Consider the following 18,212-nt stretch of genomic DNA (forward strand, 5'->3'; position numbering starts at 1 on the left):
GCGGTTGCACTCCTCAGATTTCCAGGTTGACTGGCCCGGCGGCTGCCGAGACACAAGTTTGGATAAGTTCCCCGGGCGCCCCATGGATTTCACCGGTGCGCAGGTCGCGGACCCTCCCGGCGAGCAATGGAGTCAGACAGCTGTGGCAAATACCCATGCGGCAGCCGCTGGGCATCAGGACCCCTGCGTCCTCGCCGACGTCGAGGAGGGGGACACCGCCGTCGGCCTTGACCTCGCGATCGGAAGTTTCGAAAGTGACTACGCCGCCTTCACTGCCGTCCCCTCCAAGGAGCTCGGTGCTGAAGCGCTCGATAGTGAGCGAGCCTTGCCCTGTTCCACCGTTGGCTGCCTTCCCTGGCGTAGCGGCAGGAGTCAACGCTGCCTGGTTCCACATTGCTTCGGCGTCATCCAGGAAAGACTCAGGGCCGCAGGCGTAGGCTGCCCTGTCCCGCCAGTCCGGGCACACATCTTCAAGAGCGGCCGTAGACGCGAAGTTCATGCGGCCACGTCCCCCGGTGAGCCACTGCACCACACGGAAGTTGGGAAATTGATCAGCAAGTTCGTCCAGTTCCTCGCGGAAGATACTGTCCCCTTCTTCCCGGGAGGAGTGGATCAGGACAACGTCCGCGTCAGGGCGGCTTGGGACAAGCGTCCGAATCATTGACATGACGGGCGTGATGCCACTTCCCGCAGTGAGCATGAGTAGCGAACGGGGGTGCTCAGGAAGGACAAAATCACCCTGGGGCGGTGCCAGGAAGAGAACGTCACCAACCTTGGTCTTGCGGACCAAGGTTCCGGACACGGATCCTACGTCAGTGACCGTGATGGCCGGACCTTTGCCCGCCGGCGCACTCAGCGAATAGGACCGCCATTGGCGGACCCCGTTGATTTCGACGCCTATTCTCGCCCACTGGCCGGCTAGGTGGGCATGCCAACCGCGGCCGGGCCGGAAGAAGATAGTCGCTGATTGAGCTGTTTCGTGGACTACATCGGTAACGACTCCACGCAACTGACGTGACGAGTAGACCGGGTTGAACAACGCCAGGACATCCTCCGGCGCAAGAGGGGTGGTCAAAATCGAGGCGATGCGGGCCAGGGGACGGAAGCTGACCATGAACTACTCCTCGCAACGACGGAGACCGAAGACCCGGACCACGCTTGTCGGGGTATCCGAACTAGCAAATATCATAAGTATACTTACAAATCCCATCCCCTGAAACATGGGGAAAGCCCCACAGGAGGGGCTTTCAACGGGTATGGGACTAAATGCTTGGATTGGTCAGCGGCGATGCGCCCCTCCCCTCCGGGCCTTGTTGCCCATGCCGGTTTCAGTAGCAAGACAGTAATACGCCCAACGAACGACATGCAAACCCGCAACCGAGCGAGACCACCAGCGCGGCAGTCCCGGTATCCGTATCCAGGTTCTTGATCATCGGTCAGCAGCTCGAGCCTGAGTGTCCTTGAGTAGGCCGCCAGGCCTTTGATATATTAGTTAAGTATTAGATGTCTACAAAAGACTCTTAAACTCAACGAGGAGTAAACAGCATGCAGCAACTCGCGCATCGACTCGAACGGCTCGGCACCGAAACCGCCTTTAGCGTCGCCCAAGCTGCCGCGGCCTGGAAGGCTAAGGGAAATCTGGTTTACCCCTTCCACCTCGGCGACATCAACATCCCGACCGCCCCACATATCGTCGAAGCCATGACCAAAGCAATCGCTGACGGCTACACGGGCTACTGCCCCGGCCCGGGCATCCCGCAGCTCCGCGAAGCCCTCGCCCAGGACATCGGCTCACGCCGCGGCATGACCCTCTCTGCAGACAACGTCGTGGTGATGACGGGCGGCAAGCCGGTCATCACGAAGTTCCTCCAGGCGGTGATGAACCCTGGGCAGGAGGTGCTCTACCCGAATCCCGGATTCCCCATCTATGAGTCGCAGATCGAATACCTCGGCGGCACGGCCGTAGCGTACCGCTACCTCCCCACAAGCCAGGGCTTCTCGATCGACCTCGATCAGGTGCGCGCCTCGATTACCCCGAACACAGTGGCGATCATTTACAACGACCTGCAGAACCCCATCTCAGCGGAGTCGACCACAGCTGAGCGCGAAGCCATCGCGCAGCTCGCCCAAGAGCACAATCTATGGGTACTCTCCGACGAGGCCTACTTCGAGACCCGGTACGAGGGAGTCTCGAGCTCGATCGCCTCGATTCCTGGTATGGCAGAACGTACTGTCATTCTCTACACCTTCAGCAAGAAGTTTGCCATGACCGGCTCACGGCTCGGCTGCGCAGTCGCACCACTAGAGATCGCAAAAGTGCTCAGCACGCTCAACACGAACGACGAATCATGCACCACCCACTACGTGCAATGGGCTGGCATCGAAGCACTTCGTGGCACCCAGGAACCCGTCCAGCAGATGCTCGATATCCTGCGTGAACGTCGGGATGCTGCCTGCGAACTGGTGAACTCTGTCCCCGGCATGCACGTCGCAGTACCGCAATCGACGTTCTACCTGTTCCCCGACGTCACCGACGTCATGGAGAAAATGGGTTACACGGCAGTGGGTGACTTCGCCAGCGACGCACTCTACAAAACCGGCGTCTCCTTCTGCACACGCGAACACTTCGGCCGGCGCCAACCCGGCGAGGAACGGCAATACATCCGCCTCGCGTACTCAGGTATCGACGTCGCGGACATCCGCGACGGCCTCGGTCGCCTCCGCGAGTGGATTGTGACCGCATGAGCCGCGTTGTCGTCACGGGACGCATTCCCGACGCTGCGATTGAGAAGCTTCGCACCGAACACCACGTCGAGGCCTGGGAAGGTCCGGAAACCATAACCCGCGAAGAACTCCTGCGCCGCGTAGCTGGCGCCGACGCCATCGTGTCCCTGCTCACCGAACGCGTTGATGCCGAAGTCCTCGACGCCGCAGGACCGCAGCTCAAGGTCGTCGCGAACGTCGCCGTCGGATATGACAACATCGACGTGCCCGCCTGCACCGCACGGGGTGTCGTCGCCACCAACACGCCCGGTGTGCTCACCGACGCCACAGCCGACATCGCGTTCGGTCTCATCCTGATGACGACCCGTCGGCTCGGCGAGGGCGAACGGCTCATCCGCTCCGGCCAGGCATGGAAGTGGGGCATGTTCTTCCTCCTCGGGTCCAGCCTGCAAGGAAAGACACTCGGAATCGTGGGCATGGGCGGAATCGGCCAAGCCACCGCGCGAAGGGCCAAAGCGTTCGGCATGGAAATCGTCTACCAGTCCCGCAGCGAAATCGATCCCACGATCGCCGCCGGATTGGACGCACGTCGCGTCGATCTCGACGAGCTTCTGTCCGTCTCCGACGTCGTCTCACTGCATTGTCCCTATGGTCCTGCTACTCATCACCTGATGGGGGCCGAGCAACTCGCTGCAATGAAGAGCTCTGCATTCCTCGTCAACACTGCCCGCGGACCCATTGTGGATGAGAATGCTCTGGCAACTGCGCTCCGGGAAGGGACAATCGCGGGAGCCGGACTCGACGTCTACGAGCAGGAGCCCCGAGTCGATCCAGGGCTATTGGAACTGGACAATGTTGCGCTCCTGCCGCACCTTGGCTCGGCGACGGTGGAGACACGGACCGCCATGGCCATGCTCGCCGCCGACAACGCCCTCGCAGTGCTGAGCGGGGAACAACCCCCTGCACCGATCGCTTAGGGAGTTGGGCATACACAACGAGCAGAACGGTCCAGAAAGCGACACCTCCACTACGCCTAAATCGGGTGACTGGGTAACTCGTTAGGGGTGTCCGTGTTTCACGGACACCCCCTCGTAGTCCTGGACAACACAAAAACCAATGGTTCCTCGGATTTTCTGCTTCAAGATGTGCGCCGCGGAAGAATCAGGAGACCAGGGCATTCCTGGCCCCGAAAAATGATCCGTATTCATGTAGCTGCATGTGTTACCTTCGCGTAGCTGATGTCGACGAACTGTACGCCGCCATTCTCCAATCCAGTGCTACGCCCCCACCATAAGGGGATCGCAGCCTGCTAGCCTCTCACCATGCGCACAACGTCGGCAGGAACCAAAGCCTCTGCCAGCGGAGAGCGTGTACTAATACTGTCCGCGGGCGTGGGATCGGGGCATAACAGCGCCGCGGCGGCAGTGCAGCAAGCCTGCACCACACGCGATGACATCGCCGAGGTGCAAGTGCTTGACGTGCTGCAGGTGAGCAGCGTTCTCTACCGTGCGCTGCTGGGTAAGGGTTACTTCGTCCTGGTGGAGGACTTGCCCTGGCTGGTCGAGTGGGGCTACGACATCAGCAACCCGCCGTTCAGGCGTCGTGGCCCGATCGACCCTTGGACGCGGGTGAATGCCAGCCCGGTTGTCAGTGCAATCAAGCACTTCCGGCCGACAGCAATTGTCTGTACGCATTTCCTTCCTGCCCAGCTGTTGGCCTCGCTGCTCCTTCGCGGAGTGATCGACGCCAAGACAGCTGTGGTGACCACCGACTACGACTTCCAAGGCCTGTCGCTCTCGGGTGCGTTCCATAAGATCTTTGTCGCCAGGGAAGAAGGAAGGGTGGAGCTCATGGCGCTCGGTCTTCCTCCCGACCGTGTCGCTGCCACGGGAATACCGATCAGCAAACAGCTTACTCCAGCGCCCGTGCGCAATACCGACGAGCCGCCGATGCTGCTGATTTCGGCTGGCGCGACTGGTGGTGACTACGCTGTCTCAGTGGTTCGGCAGACAATGCATATGCGCTCTTCCTTCACAGCCACAGTCGTGTGCGGACACAACGATGCGCTGCGGCAGCGCATCGAGACGCTCGTGGCACCGGCTGGCGACCGCTACAGCGTGCTCGGATTCACGACGGAGATGCCGCAGCTGCTGCAGCGCGCGGACCTTTTCGTGGGCAAGCCGGGCGGACTCTCGGCGTCGGAGTGCATGGCAGCGGGGCTCCCCATGATACTTGTGAACCCGATCCCCGGTCAGGAGGTCCGCAACGGCGATTACCTCATGGAGCAGGGGGCGGCAGTCCGCTGCAATGCAGCGGCAACCATCGGCTGGAAAATCGATGAGGTGCTGCGCGAACCCGGCCGCTTACAGATGATGCAGGCGGCGGCGCGGAGAACAGGTCGCCCCGATGCCGCGGCCGACGTACTAAGCGCCCTGCTGGACGGGCCGTCGCGCCCGCTGGTCGTGACGCGGGCGGCGCAAAGGACAATTCTTGCCGCCAGCGAACAGCGCTACGTTGCGACCGATCTCACGGGGCCCTCGTCCTTGGTCCGCTTGGTTGACCAGGCTTCGGGCAACACGGTTGCACTGCTGCAAGAGGAGGAGGTGGCGGATCTGCAGAAGCGTTACTCGACGCCGGACGGAGACTTGGTGCTGCGCCCAGGCCGAGCGTCCCTGATTATCCGTTGGGAGGAACGGCGGCTGCTTCGCGCTGTGCTGCGGGGCGAGGACGCGCTGCCTGTTCGTATCGAAGGGCCTTTGGCGCCGTTCCGCGACCTTCACGGGTAATTAGCGCAGCACCTGCCGGCATCAGGCCTGATGACGGCCTGGAGTGTCTGCCTCCGCTGTCGGACTTTCCATGCGTGGCAAGCGGACGGCATTCTCCCAGCTGACCGGGCTGTGCTGGCTCGCTTGCAGGGCCCACTCCCCCATGCGCGGAGACCAGCGCCGTGTGGTCGGATCGCGATGCAGGGTGGGGCCAGCATCCAGAGTGACCCGCACTGTCGTCTCTACACCGGGCAGCAGGGTCACCTTCTGGAAGCCCAGGAGTTGAGCCACAGGTCTGCGCAGGGACACATCCGCGGCGTAGATCTGAACAACGGTGGAGCCCTTGCGGTTGCCTCTGTTTATTACGAGCACGTCCGCGTTGCCGCCTGAGCTGTCCAACGTGTGGTCGATGAGCCGGTGCTCGATGGTCGTATAGCCCAGGCCGAATCCGAACGGGAATGCGGGCGTATGCCCCTCGCCGTCGAGCCGGCGCTGACCCCATTGGTTGTCATAGACAACGGACTTTGCCGCTGAGTCAAAGAATGGCAGATGCGCGGGGTCCGTTGGCAGCACGAAGGGCAGCCGTCCGCCGGGTTCAGCACTGCCGGTCAGCACGCCCGCGAGCGCACGACCGCCCTCCATACCGCCGTACCAGGCAAGGAGGAGCGCTGGCACGCGGTCACGCCAGGTCTCGGTAAGAACCGCACTGCCGCTAACAAGCACGACGACGGTCCGGGGGTTCGCGTCGACAACCGCGTGGATGAGCCGTTCGTCCGAGGGTCGGAGGTTGAGCGAGCTGCGGTCACCGCCTCGGACGAAGCGGGAGGCCAGGTGCGCGAGTCCGATGAGCAACCGACGGAGGGGCCCGAGCCGAATTCCGGACCAAGCACACCCACGTCGACACCTCCGGTGACGACGGATTCGCCCTCATCGTGCTGGTCCAGGCCTACGACGACGATCGCTGTCTCAGCTGCTGCCGCCAACGAGGCCGCGCGGCGTTCGTTTCGGCCGTTCGTGGTGGTGATCCTGACCCCTGGAAGAGCCTCACGCAGGCCTCGCAGCGGCGAGACAGAGGAGGGAGGCCTTACGCGGGAGGAGCCATGATCGCCGAGGTTCGCTTGTGCCGCGAGTCGTCCAATGACGGCGAGATGCCGGATATTGGGTCCTAGCGGCAGCAGGGGCGCCGCACCGACGGCTTCGTTCTTCAGCAGGACGATCGACTCCGTCGCGACCTCGTGGGCAAGCGCGCGATGGGCCGGAGAGGCGATGACGGCCGGGGTAGGGACCGCTGATTCCCGGGTCGCGCCATGCTGCACGCACGTGCGCAGAATGCGGCGCGCGGACCGCAGCACGGTGGCGCGTGCCAAGTCGCCATTGCCGAGCGCGGCTGGCAGCCTGCGGGCGCGCAGCAACCGGAGCGGCATCTCCACGTCCATTCCCGCCTCCAGGCTGACCACCGCATCGTGCGTCCCGAACACCCAGTCGCTCGTCACAAACCCGGAGAAGCCCCACTCCTGCCTCAGAACGTCTGTGAGCAGGGCGCGGTTGACATCCATATACTCGCCGCGTACACGGTTGTAAGAACTCATGACGGAGTCAGCGCCGGCGTCCACGACTGCCTTGAAGTGTGGCAAGTAAACCTCGTGCAAGGCGTTGTCGTCCACCGCCACGTCGACTTCGAAGCGTTCATTCTCCATCGAGTTGAGCGCGAAGTGTTTCACGCAGGCCATGACGTTGATGCGAACACCCCGGGTAAGGGCCGATCCCATCCGGCCTGTGAGTACCGGATCCTCCCCATAGCACTCCTGCGCACGACCCCAGGCTGGGTGGCGAAGCAGGTTTACACAGACTGAGGCCGAGTAGTTCGCTCCACGCGCCCTGGTTTCCAGACCGATGGCCACCCCAACACGTTCCTCCAGCGACGGATCCCAGGTGGCTGCCCTCGCAATTGTCACCGGGAAAGCCGTGGAGGCACCGATCACTACACCGCGGCCACCGTCGCTGAACCGAATACCTGGTATGCCGAGCCGCGAGACCGCACCGGCCACGAACGGCACCCTGTCCAGCAGTAACGGAATGAACGGGAGCAGCAACCTGGGTGAGTCGCCATCGAGCAGCCCGAGGATCTCCCTATCCGTCATCAGGCCGATCAGCTGGTTTGCCGCTTCGTCCGCGTTGATCTCACCTCTCCGGACTGCCCGGACTGCGTCCCCGTAAGCGCTGTCCGTCGCCGTCGTCGTATCCATCAATGCCGGTTCTTGCGTTCGCGGCGCCTTAAGCCCGCAGCCATCTTCATGAACCCCATTCTGCACCCTGCGCATGCACATGCGCCTGAGTGCGGAATCGTTGCAATGCGGGCGGCGCGACCCAACCGGGCCTTACGCGGGAGTGCTACTGCTCTGGATGGTGGGCACCGCACACTGTTACATGGCTGCTCCGCCCTGTTTGAGTAGTGTTGAGAAGACCCCAGAGTGAGGACCACCCAACATGCACACCACTGCCAGCAAGGCCGCCGTGGATCGGCATTACGACTTGGTCATCATCGGCACCGGGTCCGGGAACTCCATTCCCGGACCCGGGTTCGAAGACCGGTCGATCGCGATCATCGAGGAAGCGTCGTTCGGCGGCACCTGCCTGAACGCAGGCTGCATCCCCTCGAAAATGTACGTTCTCACCGCCGATACCGCGCTGCAGACCACCAGGTCCGGACGCCTGGGCCTCCATGCCGAGGTCAACTACGTTGACTGGCCGGGCATAGTCAGCCGTATCTTCGAGAACCGCGTCGACCCCATCGCCGCCGCCGGTGAGGAGTACCGCCGCAGCCCACGGACCCCAAACATCGATGTGTACGACCAGCACGCCGTCTTCGTCGGAGAACGCACCTTGCGAACAGGCCAAGGCGTCAACCAAAAAACCATCTCGGGTGACCAGGTCGTCATCGCCGCAGGCTCCCGCCCCGTGATCCCCGAGGCCATCGCCGCTTCGGGCGTGCGGTACCACACCAACCAGGACATCATGCGGCTCGCGCAGCTACCCAAATCCTTGGTAGTCATCGGTGGAGGCTCCATCGCCATGGAGTTCGCCCACGTCTTCGACGCCCTCGGCACGGACGTCACGATCATCGCCCGCTCCACGCTTCTGCGGAACCTCGACGAAGACCTGCATGGCCCGTTCAACGACCTCGCCGCCGAACGCTTCGACGTCCGGTCCGGTCGGACCGTCATCGGCGCCGACCAAACAGACCAAGGCATAACCGTCAGGCTCGACGACGGTACCTCCGCCACCGGGGAGGTACTGCTGGTTGCCACCGGGCGCATCCCGAACGGAGACCTGTTAAACCCACACTCCGGCGGGATAGATACGATAGGCGCCGGGCGCATCAAGGTCGATGAGTACGGCCGGTCAACATCCGCTCCAGGTGTCTGGGCCCTCGGCGACGTCTCATCGCCCTACATGCTCAAGCACGTCGCCAACGCCGAGATGCGCGCCGTGCGCCACAACCTGCTGAACCCGGATAATCTGCGGAGAATGCCACACGACCACGTCCCCGCGGCCACCTTCACCCACCCCCAGATCGCCACCGTCGGGATGACTGAATCCCAAGCCCGCGAACACGGCCACAACGTGACAACCACGGTCCAAAGCTACGGGGACGTTGCCTACGGCTGGGCCTTGGAAGACACCACAGGCATCTGCAAACTCATCGCCGACCAAGACACCGGCAAACTCCTCGGCGCCCACTACATGGGTTCCCAAGCATCAACCCTGATCCAGCAAATGATCACCGTTCTGGCCTTCGACCTCGACGTCCGAGAGTTCGCTGCCAAGCAATACTGGATCCACCCCGCACTACCCGAAGTCACCGAAAACGCCCTGCTCGGTCTCGAATTCAACTAACCGGACCACACCAACTGGCCTTCCGCGCAGGCTCGGGTGTGAACCCGAGAAGGAATGCAGCTTGCCCAACGGGCATGTGTTCCTTGACTGCCGTGCCCGGCTCTGGAAACTCGTCGGACACGGACACGCAGCCCCTTACGGCTGGAAGCGGTACCCCATCCCGGGTTCGGTAATGAAATGTTGCGGATTCCCTGGCTCTGGTTCGAGTTTGCGGCGAAGCTGGGCCATGTAAACGCGCAGGTAGTTGGCTTCCGTGGCGTAGGCCGGCCCCCAGACCTCGGTAAGGAGCTGTTGCTGGGTGATGAGTTTCTCGGGGTTCCGGACAAGGACGTCCAGAATGCTCCATTCGGTGGGAGTCAATCGAACGTCGTCACCATCGCGGTTGGCTTTTCTCCCTGCCAGATCGAGCGTGAACGAGGACGTCGTGACTACCGGCGCTTCATTGGAAGGCTCGGTCGTCCGCCGTAGAATCGCCCGGAGTCGCGCAAGGAGTTCCTCCAGCCCAAACGGCTTGGTGATGTAGTCATCTGCTCCGGCATCGAGGGCTTCCACCTTGTCGGTTGAGCCGTGCCGTGCGGACAGCACCAGGATTGGCACCTCGCTCCACTCGCGGATCCTGGTAATGACGTGAGTGCCGTCGATGTCGGGTAGTCCGAGGTCAAGGACCACGACGGCGACCGGGTGCTGGGCAGCTGATAGCAGCGCGGCTTCACCGTTTTCGGCCGTCGTTACTCCATAACCGTGGGCTTTCAGCGTGATCTGCAGTGCCTTGAGAATGTGTGGGTCGTCGTCCACCACCAAGACGTTGTTCATCGAGCACCCCGCCCGGTGTCCACAGGTGGCTGATGCAGCAGCAGTGATTGCGCTTCCATTGGCGCCTGGGGCGCATCCCGTTCCAGCGGCGCTCCCGTGGAGAGCGGCATCCGGATGACCATGGTTAGTCCGCCGCCTGGTGTTGCCTCGGCAGTCAGTGTGCCGCCCATTGCTTCCGCGAAGCCCTTTGCAACTGCCAGCCCCAGGCCGACGCCGGTGCTCGCGGGGACGTCATCAAGGCGTTGGAATGGCTGGAACATACGGACGACGCCGTCTGCGGGGACACCTTGCCCGTGGTCGATGATTCGCAGCTCTCCTGAGGGCCTGCCGTCCAGGGATGTCGTACTCAGGCCTCCGCCTGAAGCAACGATCACGATGTCCGAGCCCGGGGCATACTTGACGGCGTTTTCCACGATGTTGGCGATCACGCGTTCCAGCATGCCCGCATCGGCGTCGACTGCGGGGAGGTTTGCCGGCAGGTCCACGCGAATACTGCCGGAAGGCACTCCACGCAAGGCTCCCGGGATGATTTCATACCAGCGAACGGGCTTGATCAGAGCGTTCACTGAGTCAGAAGTGATTCTGGACATGTCCAGAAGGTTACCCACCAGGACATCGAGCCGATCTGAACATTCATCAATCGTCGTCAGCAGGTCCTGTTCTTCGTCGGGCGTGTACTCCACATCGTGTTGTTTCAGACCTCCTACGGCCAGTTTGATGCCGGCCAGGGGAGTGCGAAGGTCGTGGGAAACGGCGCGAAGGATGGACGTACGCATGATGTTGCTTTCAGCCAGCCGCATCACTTCACGGCGGCTGGCCGCGAGCTGCCTGCGCTCAAGCTGGGCAGCAAGATGCGAGCCAAAGGCCGCCAGCAAGCGGCGGTCGCTCGCCGGAAGCGTCCTGCCGTAAAGAACCAGCCGGGTCTGGTCACCGATCTGCTCCATCGTGTTGCCACCGACAGACAGATCATTGCTCTGAGGAGCAACTGGAGGTACCTCACCTGCCTTGGCCATCAGCCGCCAGGCCCCTTCGGAATCCAGCCCGTCGTCGGCCGTGAACAATGCCGCACCACGCATCTGGAAGACATCCAGAGCCTGCGTCAGGAGTCCCTGGACCGTGTCGTCCGCATCCGTTGCTCCGCGTGTCAGCTCAGCCATGGTTTCAGCTTCTGCGCGGGCGCGCCTGGCCTCTTTCGATCGCCTTGCCGAGATGTCAACGACGGCGGCCACCGCGGCTGAGACGCCGACGAAGACCAGCAGGGCCAGTAGGTTTTGGGGATCGCTGATGGTCAAAGTACCGATGGGAGGAGTGGAGAAGTAGTTCACCAGAAGGCTGCTCCACACTGCTCCCAGGAGCGCCGGCCAGAGCCCGCCAACCAGGGCAACGGCGACCGAACCGGTGAGCTGGACGAGCACTGCCGTCGCGATGTTGTGGGATGGACTCGCCGCCAGGACGAACTGCAACAATGCCGGCAGGACAACGGCCAACCCAAACCCTACGACTACACGGACCCTGCCCAGCTCACCACGGCGCGGGCGGTCCATCCCTTGGCCGCCCAGCGGATGGGAGACCATGTGAACGTCGATGTCTCCTGATTCCCGGACAACCCTGTTACCGATACCGCTTCCCATCAGCCGCCCGGCCAAGGAACGGTGGCGGGACACGCCCACCACGATTTGCGTTGCGTTGACGCTGCGGGCGAAATCCAGCAGCGCTGGGGCCGGGTCCTCCCCCGCCACTGTGTGATAGCTCCCCCCGAGGTCCCTTATCAAATGCCGCTGCGTTTCCAGATCCTGTGGCGACTCACCGGAAACACCGTCGGCAGCGCGGACGTGGACGGCCAGGAGATCACCGCCGTTAACACGCTTGAGTATTCTGGCGGCCCGCCTGATCAGGACCTCACCTTCGGGACCGCCGGTCAGCCCGATAACGATGCGTTCCCGGGCAGGCCAGCTGGCGTCGATGTTGTTCTCTGCCCTGTACTTCGCCAGTCCTTCATCCACGCGGTCGGCGAGCCAGAGCAGGGCGAGCTCCCGCAATGCCGTCAGGTTTCCGAGCCGGAAGTAGTTCGACAAAGCTGCATCCACTTTGTCGGCAGCGTAGATCTTGCCGTCTCCCAACCGTTGCCGCAGCAACTCAGGAGAGATATCCACCAAGTGGATCTGGTCAGCCCGCCGGACGACGTCGTCGGGAACGATCTCTGCCTGACGGACTTCCGTAATGGCCAACACGACATCCCCCAGCGACGCCAGATGTTGTACGTTCACGGTGGACAGCACGTTGATGCCTGCCTCGAGGAGTTCCTCGATGTCCTGCCAGCGTTTTTCATTGCGGCTGCCGGGGATGTTGGTATGGGCGTACTCATCCACGACGGCGGTGTGCGGCCGCCGGGCCAGAACGGCGTCGAGATCCATTTCCTCAAAGGCCGTGCCCCGGTACTGAACTGTCCGCACGGGTATTGATTCCAGTTCTTGGGTCAGTGCCCGCGTATCGCTGCGGCCGTGATCCATGGCAAAAGCCAGCACCACGTCTTCGCCGCGACCCACCAGCCGGTGGGCTTCTTCGAGCATGGCGTAGGTCTTACCAACACCCGGGGCAGCCCCCAGGAAGATTCTCAGTGTCGCCCGTGCCATAGCCTCATTCTTCCACCCGGAACGGCCACCGCACCGACGGCCAGGGCCCTCACCGTGCGGCCTCCGCAACGGCCAGGTTCAGCTCGGTGACATTCACCGATGGTTGGCTCAAGAATGCTTCCAGTCCATCACTTGTGTGTTTGTCCACGAGCCCCTGAACAGCTTCCAGAGTGAGGCCCTGCGCTTTGGCGACTCTCGGGATCTGGAGTGTGGCGTATTCAACGGAGATGTCCGGATCCAGTCCCGAACCGCTGGCAGTCACGGCATCTGCTGGCACGGCGGACTCACTGACGCCTTCCAACTCCGCAACGGCGGCGCGGTTGGCGGTGACGGTGTCCAGCAACTTCGCGTCGTTGGGACCCAGATTGCTGGCCGACGACGACGCCGGGTCCCAGCCGACCGCCGAGGGCCGTGCATGGAACCAGGCTGGGTCTTGTGTCCCGGCGTCGTCTACGGAGGCCTGCGCGATATGTGCTGACGCCGCCGGATTTCCGGACGGGTCTTTCATGATGGAGCCGTTCGACTGGAATGGGGCAACAGCCTGTCCCACCCCGAAGACTGCCAGCGGGTAGGCGAGCCCCAGGACCAGGGTGGCGAGCAGCAGGAACCGCAGGGCGGTGCCTGCTTGACGGAGATAGCCGAGCAGCATGTTCATGATGGGTTTCCTAGCCGATTCCGGGGATGAGTGAGATGAGCAGGTCAATCAGTTTGATGCCGATGAACGGGGCCACCAGCCCGCCGAGACCATAGAGGAGCAGGTTCCGTCCGAGCGCTTGGTTTGCCGAAACTGCCCGGTATTTCACGCCGCGCAGAGCCAACGGCACCAGAACAATGATGATGAGGGCGTTGAAAATCACGGCTGAAAGGATGGCTGAGGCCGGAGTAGCCAGGCCCATGATGTTCAGCAGGCCGAGACCCGGGAACACTGCGGTGAAAAGCGCCGGTACGATCGCGAAGTACTTCGCCACGTCGTTCGCTACGGAGAATGTAGTCAACGCACCGCGGGTGATGAGCAGTTGTTTACCGATGCCCACGATGTTGATCAGCTTGGTGGGATCGGAATCGAGATCCACCATGTTCGCCGCTTCCTTGGCAGCCGGTGTCCCGGAGTTCATCGCCACGCCAACATCGGCGGCCGCAAGGGCCGGTGCGTCGTTCGTTCCGTCACCGGTCATCGCAACCAAACGGCCCTCGCCCTGTTCGCGGCGGATGACGTCCAGTTTGTCTTCGGGTGTGGCCTCAGCGACGAAGTCGTCGACGCCGGCCTCCGTCGCAATCGCTTTTGCCGTGACCGGGTTATCCCCCGTGATCATCACCGTCCGGATGCCCATCCGCCGGAGCTCGGCAAATCTGGCGTGCATGCCAGGCTTGACCACATCGGCAAGGTGCACTGTTCCCAAAACCCGGGCTCCGCCGTCGTGCGTGGTTTCGGCGACCAGCAGCGGAGTGCCGCCCTCCGCCGATATCTCCTGCACCCGCCGCTGGACCTCTGCGGGCATGCGCCCGCCTGTCTCCGTGACATAGCGTTCGACGGCGGAAGCTGCACCTTTTCGAATCCGGCGACCGTCAACGTCCAAACCGCTCATGCGTGTGGTGGCCGTGAACTCAACAATGACAATCTCTTTTGAGCCTTTCCGGATCTGATCCAAGTCGGGACCGTTGACGCCTTTGTCGTTGGCGAGATCCACGATGGAGCGCCCTTCAGGGGTCCCATCGGCCAAGCTGGACAGACGCGCGGCCTCGATGAGTTCGGGGCGCCCCACGTCGTTTGCCGGGAAGAAGTTGATTGCCCTGCGGTTGCCGTAGGTGATGGTGCCGGTCTTATCCAGCAGCAACGTGGTGATATCGCCAGCCGTTTCCACCGCACGCCCAGAGGTTGCCAGGACGTTGTGCTGGACCAGCCGGTCCATGCCTGCGATGCCGATGGCAGGAACCAACGCGCCAATAGTGGTCGGAATCAAGCAGACCAGCAGGGCAACCAGCACGATGGGCGATGGCGTAGCCCCGGCCAAAGAGGCGAACGGCGCCAGCGTCATGGTGACCACCAGGAAGACCATGGTGAGGGACACCAGCAGCACATGAAGTGCGATTTCGTTGGGAGTCTTTTGCCGGACTGATCCCTCAACGAGCCTGATCATCCTGTCGATGAACGTGGCTCCCGGCTCGGCAGTAATGCGGACCAGGATGCGGTCGGAGAGGACCTTGGTGCCACCGGTCACGGACGAACGGTCACCGCCGGATTCACGGATCACCGGCGCTGATTCGCCCGTAATGGTGGACTCATCGACGCTGGCCAGGCCCTCGATGATCTCGCCATCGGACGGGATGACGTCGCCGGCTTCGCAGATGACGACATCGTTCAACTTCAGATCCGTTCCAGGAATCTCCTTGGTGCTCCCATCTTGCAAACGGAGCCGCGCGAAGACACCTTGGCGACTGGCCCGGAGACTGTCGGCCTGGGCCTTCCCGCGGCCTTCGGCTATAGCCTCGGACAGCGTGCCGAACAGCACGGTGAGCCATAGCCACACTGTCACTGCGATGCCGAACACGTCCGGCTTGAGCACACAGATCACAGTGCAGATGGCGGCGCCGGCCAGCACCACAAACATCACCGGCGAATGGACCATTTGCTGAGGGGAGAGCTTTTTCAGAGCCACTGGAAGGGCTGCCCGGATGGTGGCTGCGTTCAGCTTCGCCGGCGCTTTGGTGTGGTGTTTGTGTTCTCCCGGAGTACCGAGGGGGTTGCCGTCGGCGTAGGTCAGCGCGGCGGTATCCGAGGCGGATGCCGTGGTGGACCGAGTCATTTGAGGAGTCCTTCTGCGAGGGGGCCCAAGGCGAGGGCCGGGAAGTAGCTAAGGGCGGTCATGATCACGGTCACGCTGAGCAGCAGTGATCCAAAGAGCCAGCCGTGAGTGGGTACGGTTCCGGACGACGCCGGTATCTTGCGTTGTCTGGCCAAGGAACCCGCCAGAGCCAACACCAAAACGATGGGCAGGAAGCGGCCGAGCAGCATGGCGATCCCCAGCATCACGGAGAGGTAAGGACCAGAGCTTGTGACGCCGCCGAAGGCAGAACCGTTGTTGTTGGCACCTGAGGTGAAGGCGTAGAGCACCTCGCTGAACTGGTGTGGACCCGATGCCGGCGCGTTGGCCATAACGTCCGGAAGCAGCACCGTGACGCCAGCCATCGCCAGCACCAAGGTCGGTGTCACCAGGATGTAGAGGGCTGCGAGCTTCATCTCCCGGGGGCCGATCTTCTTGCCCAGGAATTCAGGCGTGCGGCCCACCATGAGGCCGGCAATGAAAACCGCGATGATGGCCAGGACCAGCATTCCGTAAAGCCCGGATCCGGTTCCGCCGGGGGCCACCTCGCCGAGCATCATGTTCACCATGGCGATGCCGCCTGCCAACGGGGACAACGAGTCGTGCGCGACATTGACCGCTCCGGTGGACGTCAGGGTTGTGGAAGCGGCGAAAACCGAGCTGGCAGCCGGTCCCAGACGCTGTTCGAAACCTTCGCCCAGACCGCCGGCGGCCGTCGTCGCAGTTCCTTGGCCCGAAGCAACAGCCCAGCCCATCAACGCCGTGGACGTCATCCAGAGAACGGCCATGACGCCGGCAACGGTGTAGCCCTGGCGCTGGTCCCCCACCATGCGCCCATACATGTACGGGAGCGCCGAGGGGATCAGCAGGATCAAAAAGACCTGGAACATGCTTGTGAAAATGCTCGGGTTCTCAAAGGGATGCGCCGAGTTCGCGTTGAAGTAGCCGCCGCCGTTGGTGCCCAAGACCTTGATTGCTTCCTGGGAAGCGACCGGTCCGCCGGGAATCACCTGCGTGACTCCAGCAGCCGTATTGGTGACCTCCGTGGGCCAGAAGTTCTGGACGACGCCGCCGATCACCAACGTGATGGCCCCCACTGTTGCCAGGGGAAGAAGCACCCGGAAGGATGCCCGAGCGAGGTCAACCCAGAAGTTGCCCAGGCGGTCGGTTTTGGTTCGCATGATGCCGCGGATCAGGGCGACCACCACCACGATTCCCACAGCGGCCGAAAGGAAGTTCTGGACGGCCAGCAGGCACATCTGGACGAAAATGCCCACAGTGGCCTCTGGCACGTACGTTTGCCAGTTGGTATTCGTGACGAAAGAGATGGCCGTGTTCATGGCAATCCACGGATCGACGCCCGGAAGGTCATTGCTGCCAGGAAGAACCCCTTGGAAACGCTGCAGCAGGAAGACCATCAGGATGGAGACTGCCGAGAAGACCAGAACGCTGCGCAGATACACAGACCAACTCTGTTCAGTTCCGGCATCGACTCCGGCCAAGCGATAGAACAACCTCTCAGGTCCCGACGATCTGGTGCCAGAGAAAACCCGCTGCAGATATACGCCCAAAGGCTTGTGCAAGAGCACGAGAACGAGCACCAGGACGGCTATCTGGGTGATGAAGGAAGCAGTGCTGAAGACCACCGGCCATCACCACTTTTCCGGGTGAAGCAACACTGCCAACAGATAGCCCACCGTGGCGAGGCCCGCGAGGAACAGTCCGATCCACATGATCGCATCCATCGTCATTGCCCGCTCACCGGACCATCGCCGTCGACCATTTTGCCCAAGAGGTGGGCGACCCACATCACGATTCCCATGCACGCCATAAGAATCACCACAACAGCCACGTCGGCCACTGGAACGTCCTTTCATCAGCGCCCCGTTCGCGGGGCTGACCTCAGTCAATCCCTTGAAATGGGCCGAAAAGACGATCCTTATGGTTCCTTAATGCCGGCGGGGTGATTCTTGACGAATCCTTAACGCCATTCCTTGGCAGGTCCTCCTTGAGCCGACATGAACCCACGGCCGCCGGGTGCAGCAGGTGCGTGAACGTCTAAAACGCCTGGGAGCCGGTTGTGCCCACGCTCAATCCTGATCGTTTACGGCAACGATGTCGCTTACGGCCCGTCGTTGGACCCGCAGCAGGCGCAGTAGTCAACGAATTGGACCTCCGCCCTTCAACTTTCGAGGAGCGGAGGTCCAAGCCGTGACCGGCGCCGAATGGGGCTTAGTGTTAGCGACCCACACCTCGCAGCGCTGGGCGGGTTTTAGGGTGCGGATGACGTCGGTCCCTTCCTAGTCCTTGCTGCTGAAGGCGGCGTCAAAGGAGGTCTGCGACGCCGGGAAGTCGAACTTCTTCAGGGCGGCCAGGGCTTCGGGTGCGCCGTGGAGACGGTCCATCCCTGCGTCCTCCCATTCCACGGAGATGGGTCCGTCGTAGCCGATGGCCGTGAGGGCACGGAAGGACGATTCCCAGGGCACGTCACCGCGTCCGGCGGAGACGAAGTCCCAGCCACGGCGCGGGTCGCCCCAGGGCAGGTGCGAGCCCATCAC

The 18,212-nt window shown here is 62.6% G+C and carries 13 protein-coding genes and 1 pseudogene; 4 read left to right on the plus strand and 10 right to left on the minus strand.

The window, feature by feature from the left end; translation table 11 throughout:
• Positions 1-13: 13 nt before the first annotated feature.
• Positions 14-1,114 carry a ferredoxin reductase gene (locus tag ABIE35_RS07815; protein WP_354513797.1) on the minus strand — a complete coding sequence of 367 codons (1,101 nt, stop codon included), beginning with the start codon at positions 1,112-1,114 and terminating at the stop codon, positions 14-16.
• 431 nt (positions 1,115-1,545) lie between these two features.
• Here ABIE35_RS07815 and ABIE35_RS07820 point away from each other — a divergent pair, with 431 nt between their 5' ends.
• The 3 genes from ABIE35_RS07820 (at position 1,546) to ABIE35_RS07830 (ending at position 5,510) form a co-directional block, all read left to right on the plus strand.
• Entirely contained in the window at positions 1,546-2,745 is a 1,200-nt protein-coding gene (locus ABIE35_RS07820) for a pyridoxal phosphate-dependent aminotransferase (RefSeq protein WP_354513799.1), read from the plus strand.
• Positions 2,742-3,701 carry a 2-hydroxyacid dehydrogenase gene (locus ABIE35_RS07825; protein ID WP_354513801.1) on the plus strand — a complete coding sequence of 320 codons (960 nt, stop codon included), beginning with the start codon at positions 2,742-2,744 and terminating at the stop codon, positions 3,699-3,701. The genes ABIE35_RS07820 and ABIE35_RS07825 overlap by 4 nt, the downstream gene beginning before the upstream one ends.
• 345 nt (positions 3,702-4,046) lie before the next feature.
• Positions 4,047-5,510, plus strand: a complete 1,464-nt coding sequence (locus ABIE35_RS07830) for an MGDG synthase family glycosyltransferase (protein WP_354513803.1) — start codon at positions 4,047-4,049, stop codon at positions 5,508-5,510.
• A gap of 21 nt (positions 5,511-5,531) precedes the next feature.
• On the opposite strand, the gene ABIE35_RS07835 is transcribed toward ABIE35_RS07830, so the two are convergent.
• Positions 5,532-6,341 (minus strand): glycoside hydrolase family 3 C-terminal domain-containing protein, encoded by an 810-nt coding sequence (locus tag ABIE35_RS07835; protein WP_354513805.1) that lies wholly within the window; start codon positions 6,339-6,341, stop codon positions 5,532-5,534.
• A gap of 104 nt (positions 6,342-6,445) precedes the next feature.
• A pseudogene (locus tag ABIE35_RS07840) lies at positions 6,446-7,816 on the minus strand (glycoside hydrolase family 3 protein); the annotation flags it as partial.
• Between the two features lie 160 nt (positions 7,817-7,976).
• Between ABIE35_RS07840 and mtr the strand changes: the two are divergent.
• Positions 7,977-9,386 carry a mycothione reductase gene (gene mtr, locus ABIE35_RS07845; RefSeq protein ID WP_354513807.1) on the plus strand — a complete coding sequence of 470 codons (1,410 nt, stop codon included), beginning with the start codon at positions 7,977-7,979 and terminating at the stop codon, positions 9,384-9,386.
• A 135-nt stretch (positions 9,387-9,521) separates the two neighbouring features.
• On the opposite strand, the gene ABIE35_RS07850 is transcribed toward mtr, so the two are convergent.
• The 7 genes from ABIE35_RS07850 to ABIE35_RS07880 form a co-directional block, all read right to left on the minus strand.
• The gene (locus ABIE35_RS07850) at positions 9,522-10,199 is read right to left on the minus strand and encodes a response regulator (protein WP_354513809.1); all 678 of its coding nucleotides are present in this window, start codon (positions 10,197-10,199) and stop codon (positions 9,522-9,524) included.
• Positions 10,196-12,832 carry a DUF4118 domain-containing protein gene (locus ABIE35_RS07855; RefSeq protein WP_354513811.1) on the minus strand — a complete coding sequence of 879 codons (2,637 nt, stop codon included), beginning with the start codon at positions 12,830-12,832 and terminating at the stop codon, positions 10,196-10,198. The genes ABIE35_RS07850 and ABIE35_RS07855 overlap by 4 nt, the downstream gene beginning before the upstream one ends.
• A 49-nt stretch (positions 12,833-12,881) precedes the next feature.
• Positions 12,882-13,487, minus strand: a complete 606-nt coding sequence (kdpC, locus tag ABIE35_RS07860; protein ID WP_354513813.1) for a K(+)-transporting ATPase subunit C — start codon at positions 13,485-13,487, stop codon at positions 12,882-12,884.
• Positions 13,488-13,497: 10 nt separating this feature from the next.
• Positions 13,498-15,636 (minus strand): potassium-transporting ATPase subunit KdpB, encoded by a 2,139-nt coding sequence (kdpB, locus tag ABIE35_RS07865; RefSeq protein ID WP_354513815.1) that lies wholly within the window; start codon positions 15,634-15,636, stop codon positions 13,498-13,500.
• Positions 15,633-17,300 carry a potassium-transporting ATPase subunit KdpA gene (gene kdpA / locus ABIE35_RS07870; RefSeq protein WP_354513817.1) on the minus strand — a complete coding sequence of 556 codons (1,668 nt, stop codon included), beginning with the start codon at positions 17,298-17,300 and terminating at the stop codon, positions 15,633-15,635. Before kdpA ends, kdpB begins: the two co-directional genes overlap by 4 nt.
• A gap of 6 nt (positions 17,301-17,306) precedes the next feature.
• Positions 17,307-17,405 (minus strand): potassium-transporting ATPase subunit F, encoded by a 99-nt coding sequence (locus tag ABIE35_RS07875; RefSeq protein ID WP_354513819.1) that lies wholly within the window; start codon positions 17,403-17,405, stop codon positions 17,307-17,309.
• 549 nt (positions 17,406-17,954) lie between these two features.
• The coding region (locus ABIE35_RS07880) for a sugar phosphate isomerase/epimerase family protein (protein WP_354513820.1) at positions 17,955-18,212 on the minus strand (258 nt) is incomplete at its 5' end.

The sequence above is a fragment of the Paenarthrobacter sp. 4246 genome (assembly GCF_040546855.1).
GTDB lineage: Bacteria > Actinomycetota > Actinomycetes > Actinomycetales > Micrococcaceae > Arthrobacter.

What these genes read in the sequence shown, in the direction of transcription:
- ABIE35_RS07815 (WP_354513797.1), bottom strand. Translation starts at nt 1,114, where the DNA reads ATGGTCAGCTTCCGTCCCCTGGCCCGCATCGCCTCGATTTTGACCACC.
- kdpB (WP_354513815.1), bottom strand. Translation starts at nt 15,636, where the DNA reads ATGACTCGGTCCACCACGGCATCCGCCTCGGATACCGCCGCGCTGACC.
- ABIE35_RS07830 (WP_354513803.1), top strand. Translation starts at nt 4,047, where the DNA reads ATGCGCACAACGTCGGCAGGAACCAAAGCCTCTGCCAGCGGAGAGCGT.
- mtr (WP_354513807.1), top strand. Translation starts at nt 7,977, where the DNA reads ATGCACACCACTGCCAGCAAGGCCGCCGTGGATCGGCATTACGACTTG.
- ABIE35_RS07825 (WP_354513801.1), top strand. Translation starts at nt 2,742, where the DNA reads ATGAGCCGCGTTGTCGTCACGGGACGCATTCCCGACGCTGCGATTGAG.
- ABIE35_RS07875 (WP_354513819.1), bottom strand. Translation starts at nt 17,405, where the DNA reads ATGACGATGGATGCGATCATGTGGATCGGACTGTTCCTCGCGGGCCTC.
- ABIE35_RS07820 (WP_354513799.1), top strand. Translation starts at nt 1,546, where the DNA reads ATGCAGCAACTCGCGCATCGACTCGAACGGCTCGGCACCGAAACCGCC.
- kdpC (WP_354513813.1), bottom strand. Translation starts at nt 13,487, where the DNA reads ATGAACATGCTGCTCGGCTATCTCCGTCAAGCAGGCACCGCCCTGCGG.
- ABIE35_RS07855 (WP_354513811.1), bottom strand. Translation starts at nt 12,832, where the DNA reads ATGGCACGGGCGACACTGAGAATCTTCCTGGGGGCTGCCCCGGGTGTT.
- ABIE35_RS07850 (WP_354513809.1), bottom strand. Translation starts at nt 10,199, where the DNA reads ATGAACAACGTCTTGGTGGTGGACGACGACCCACACATTCTCAAGGCA.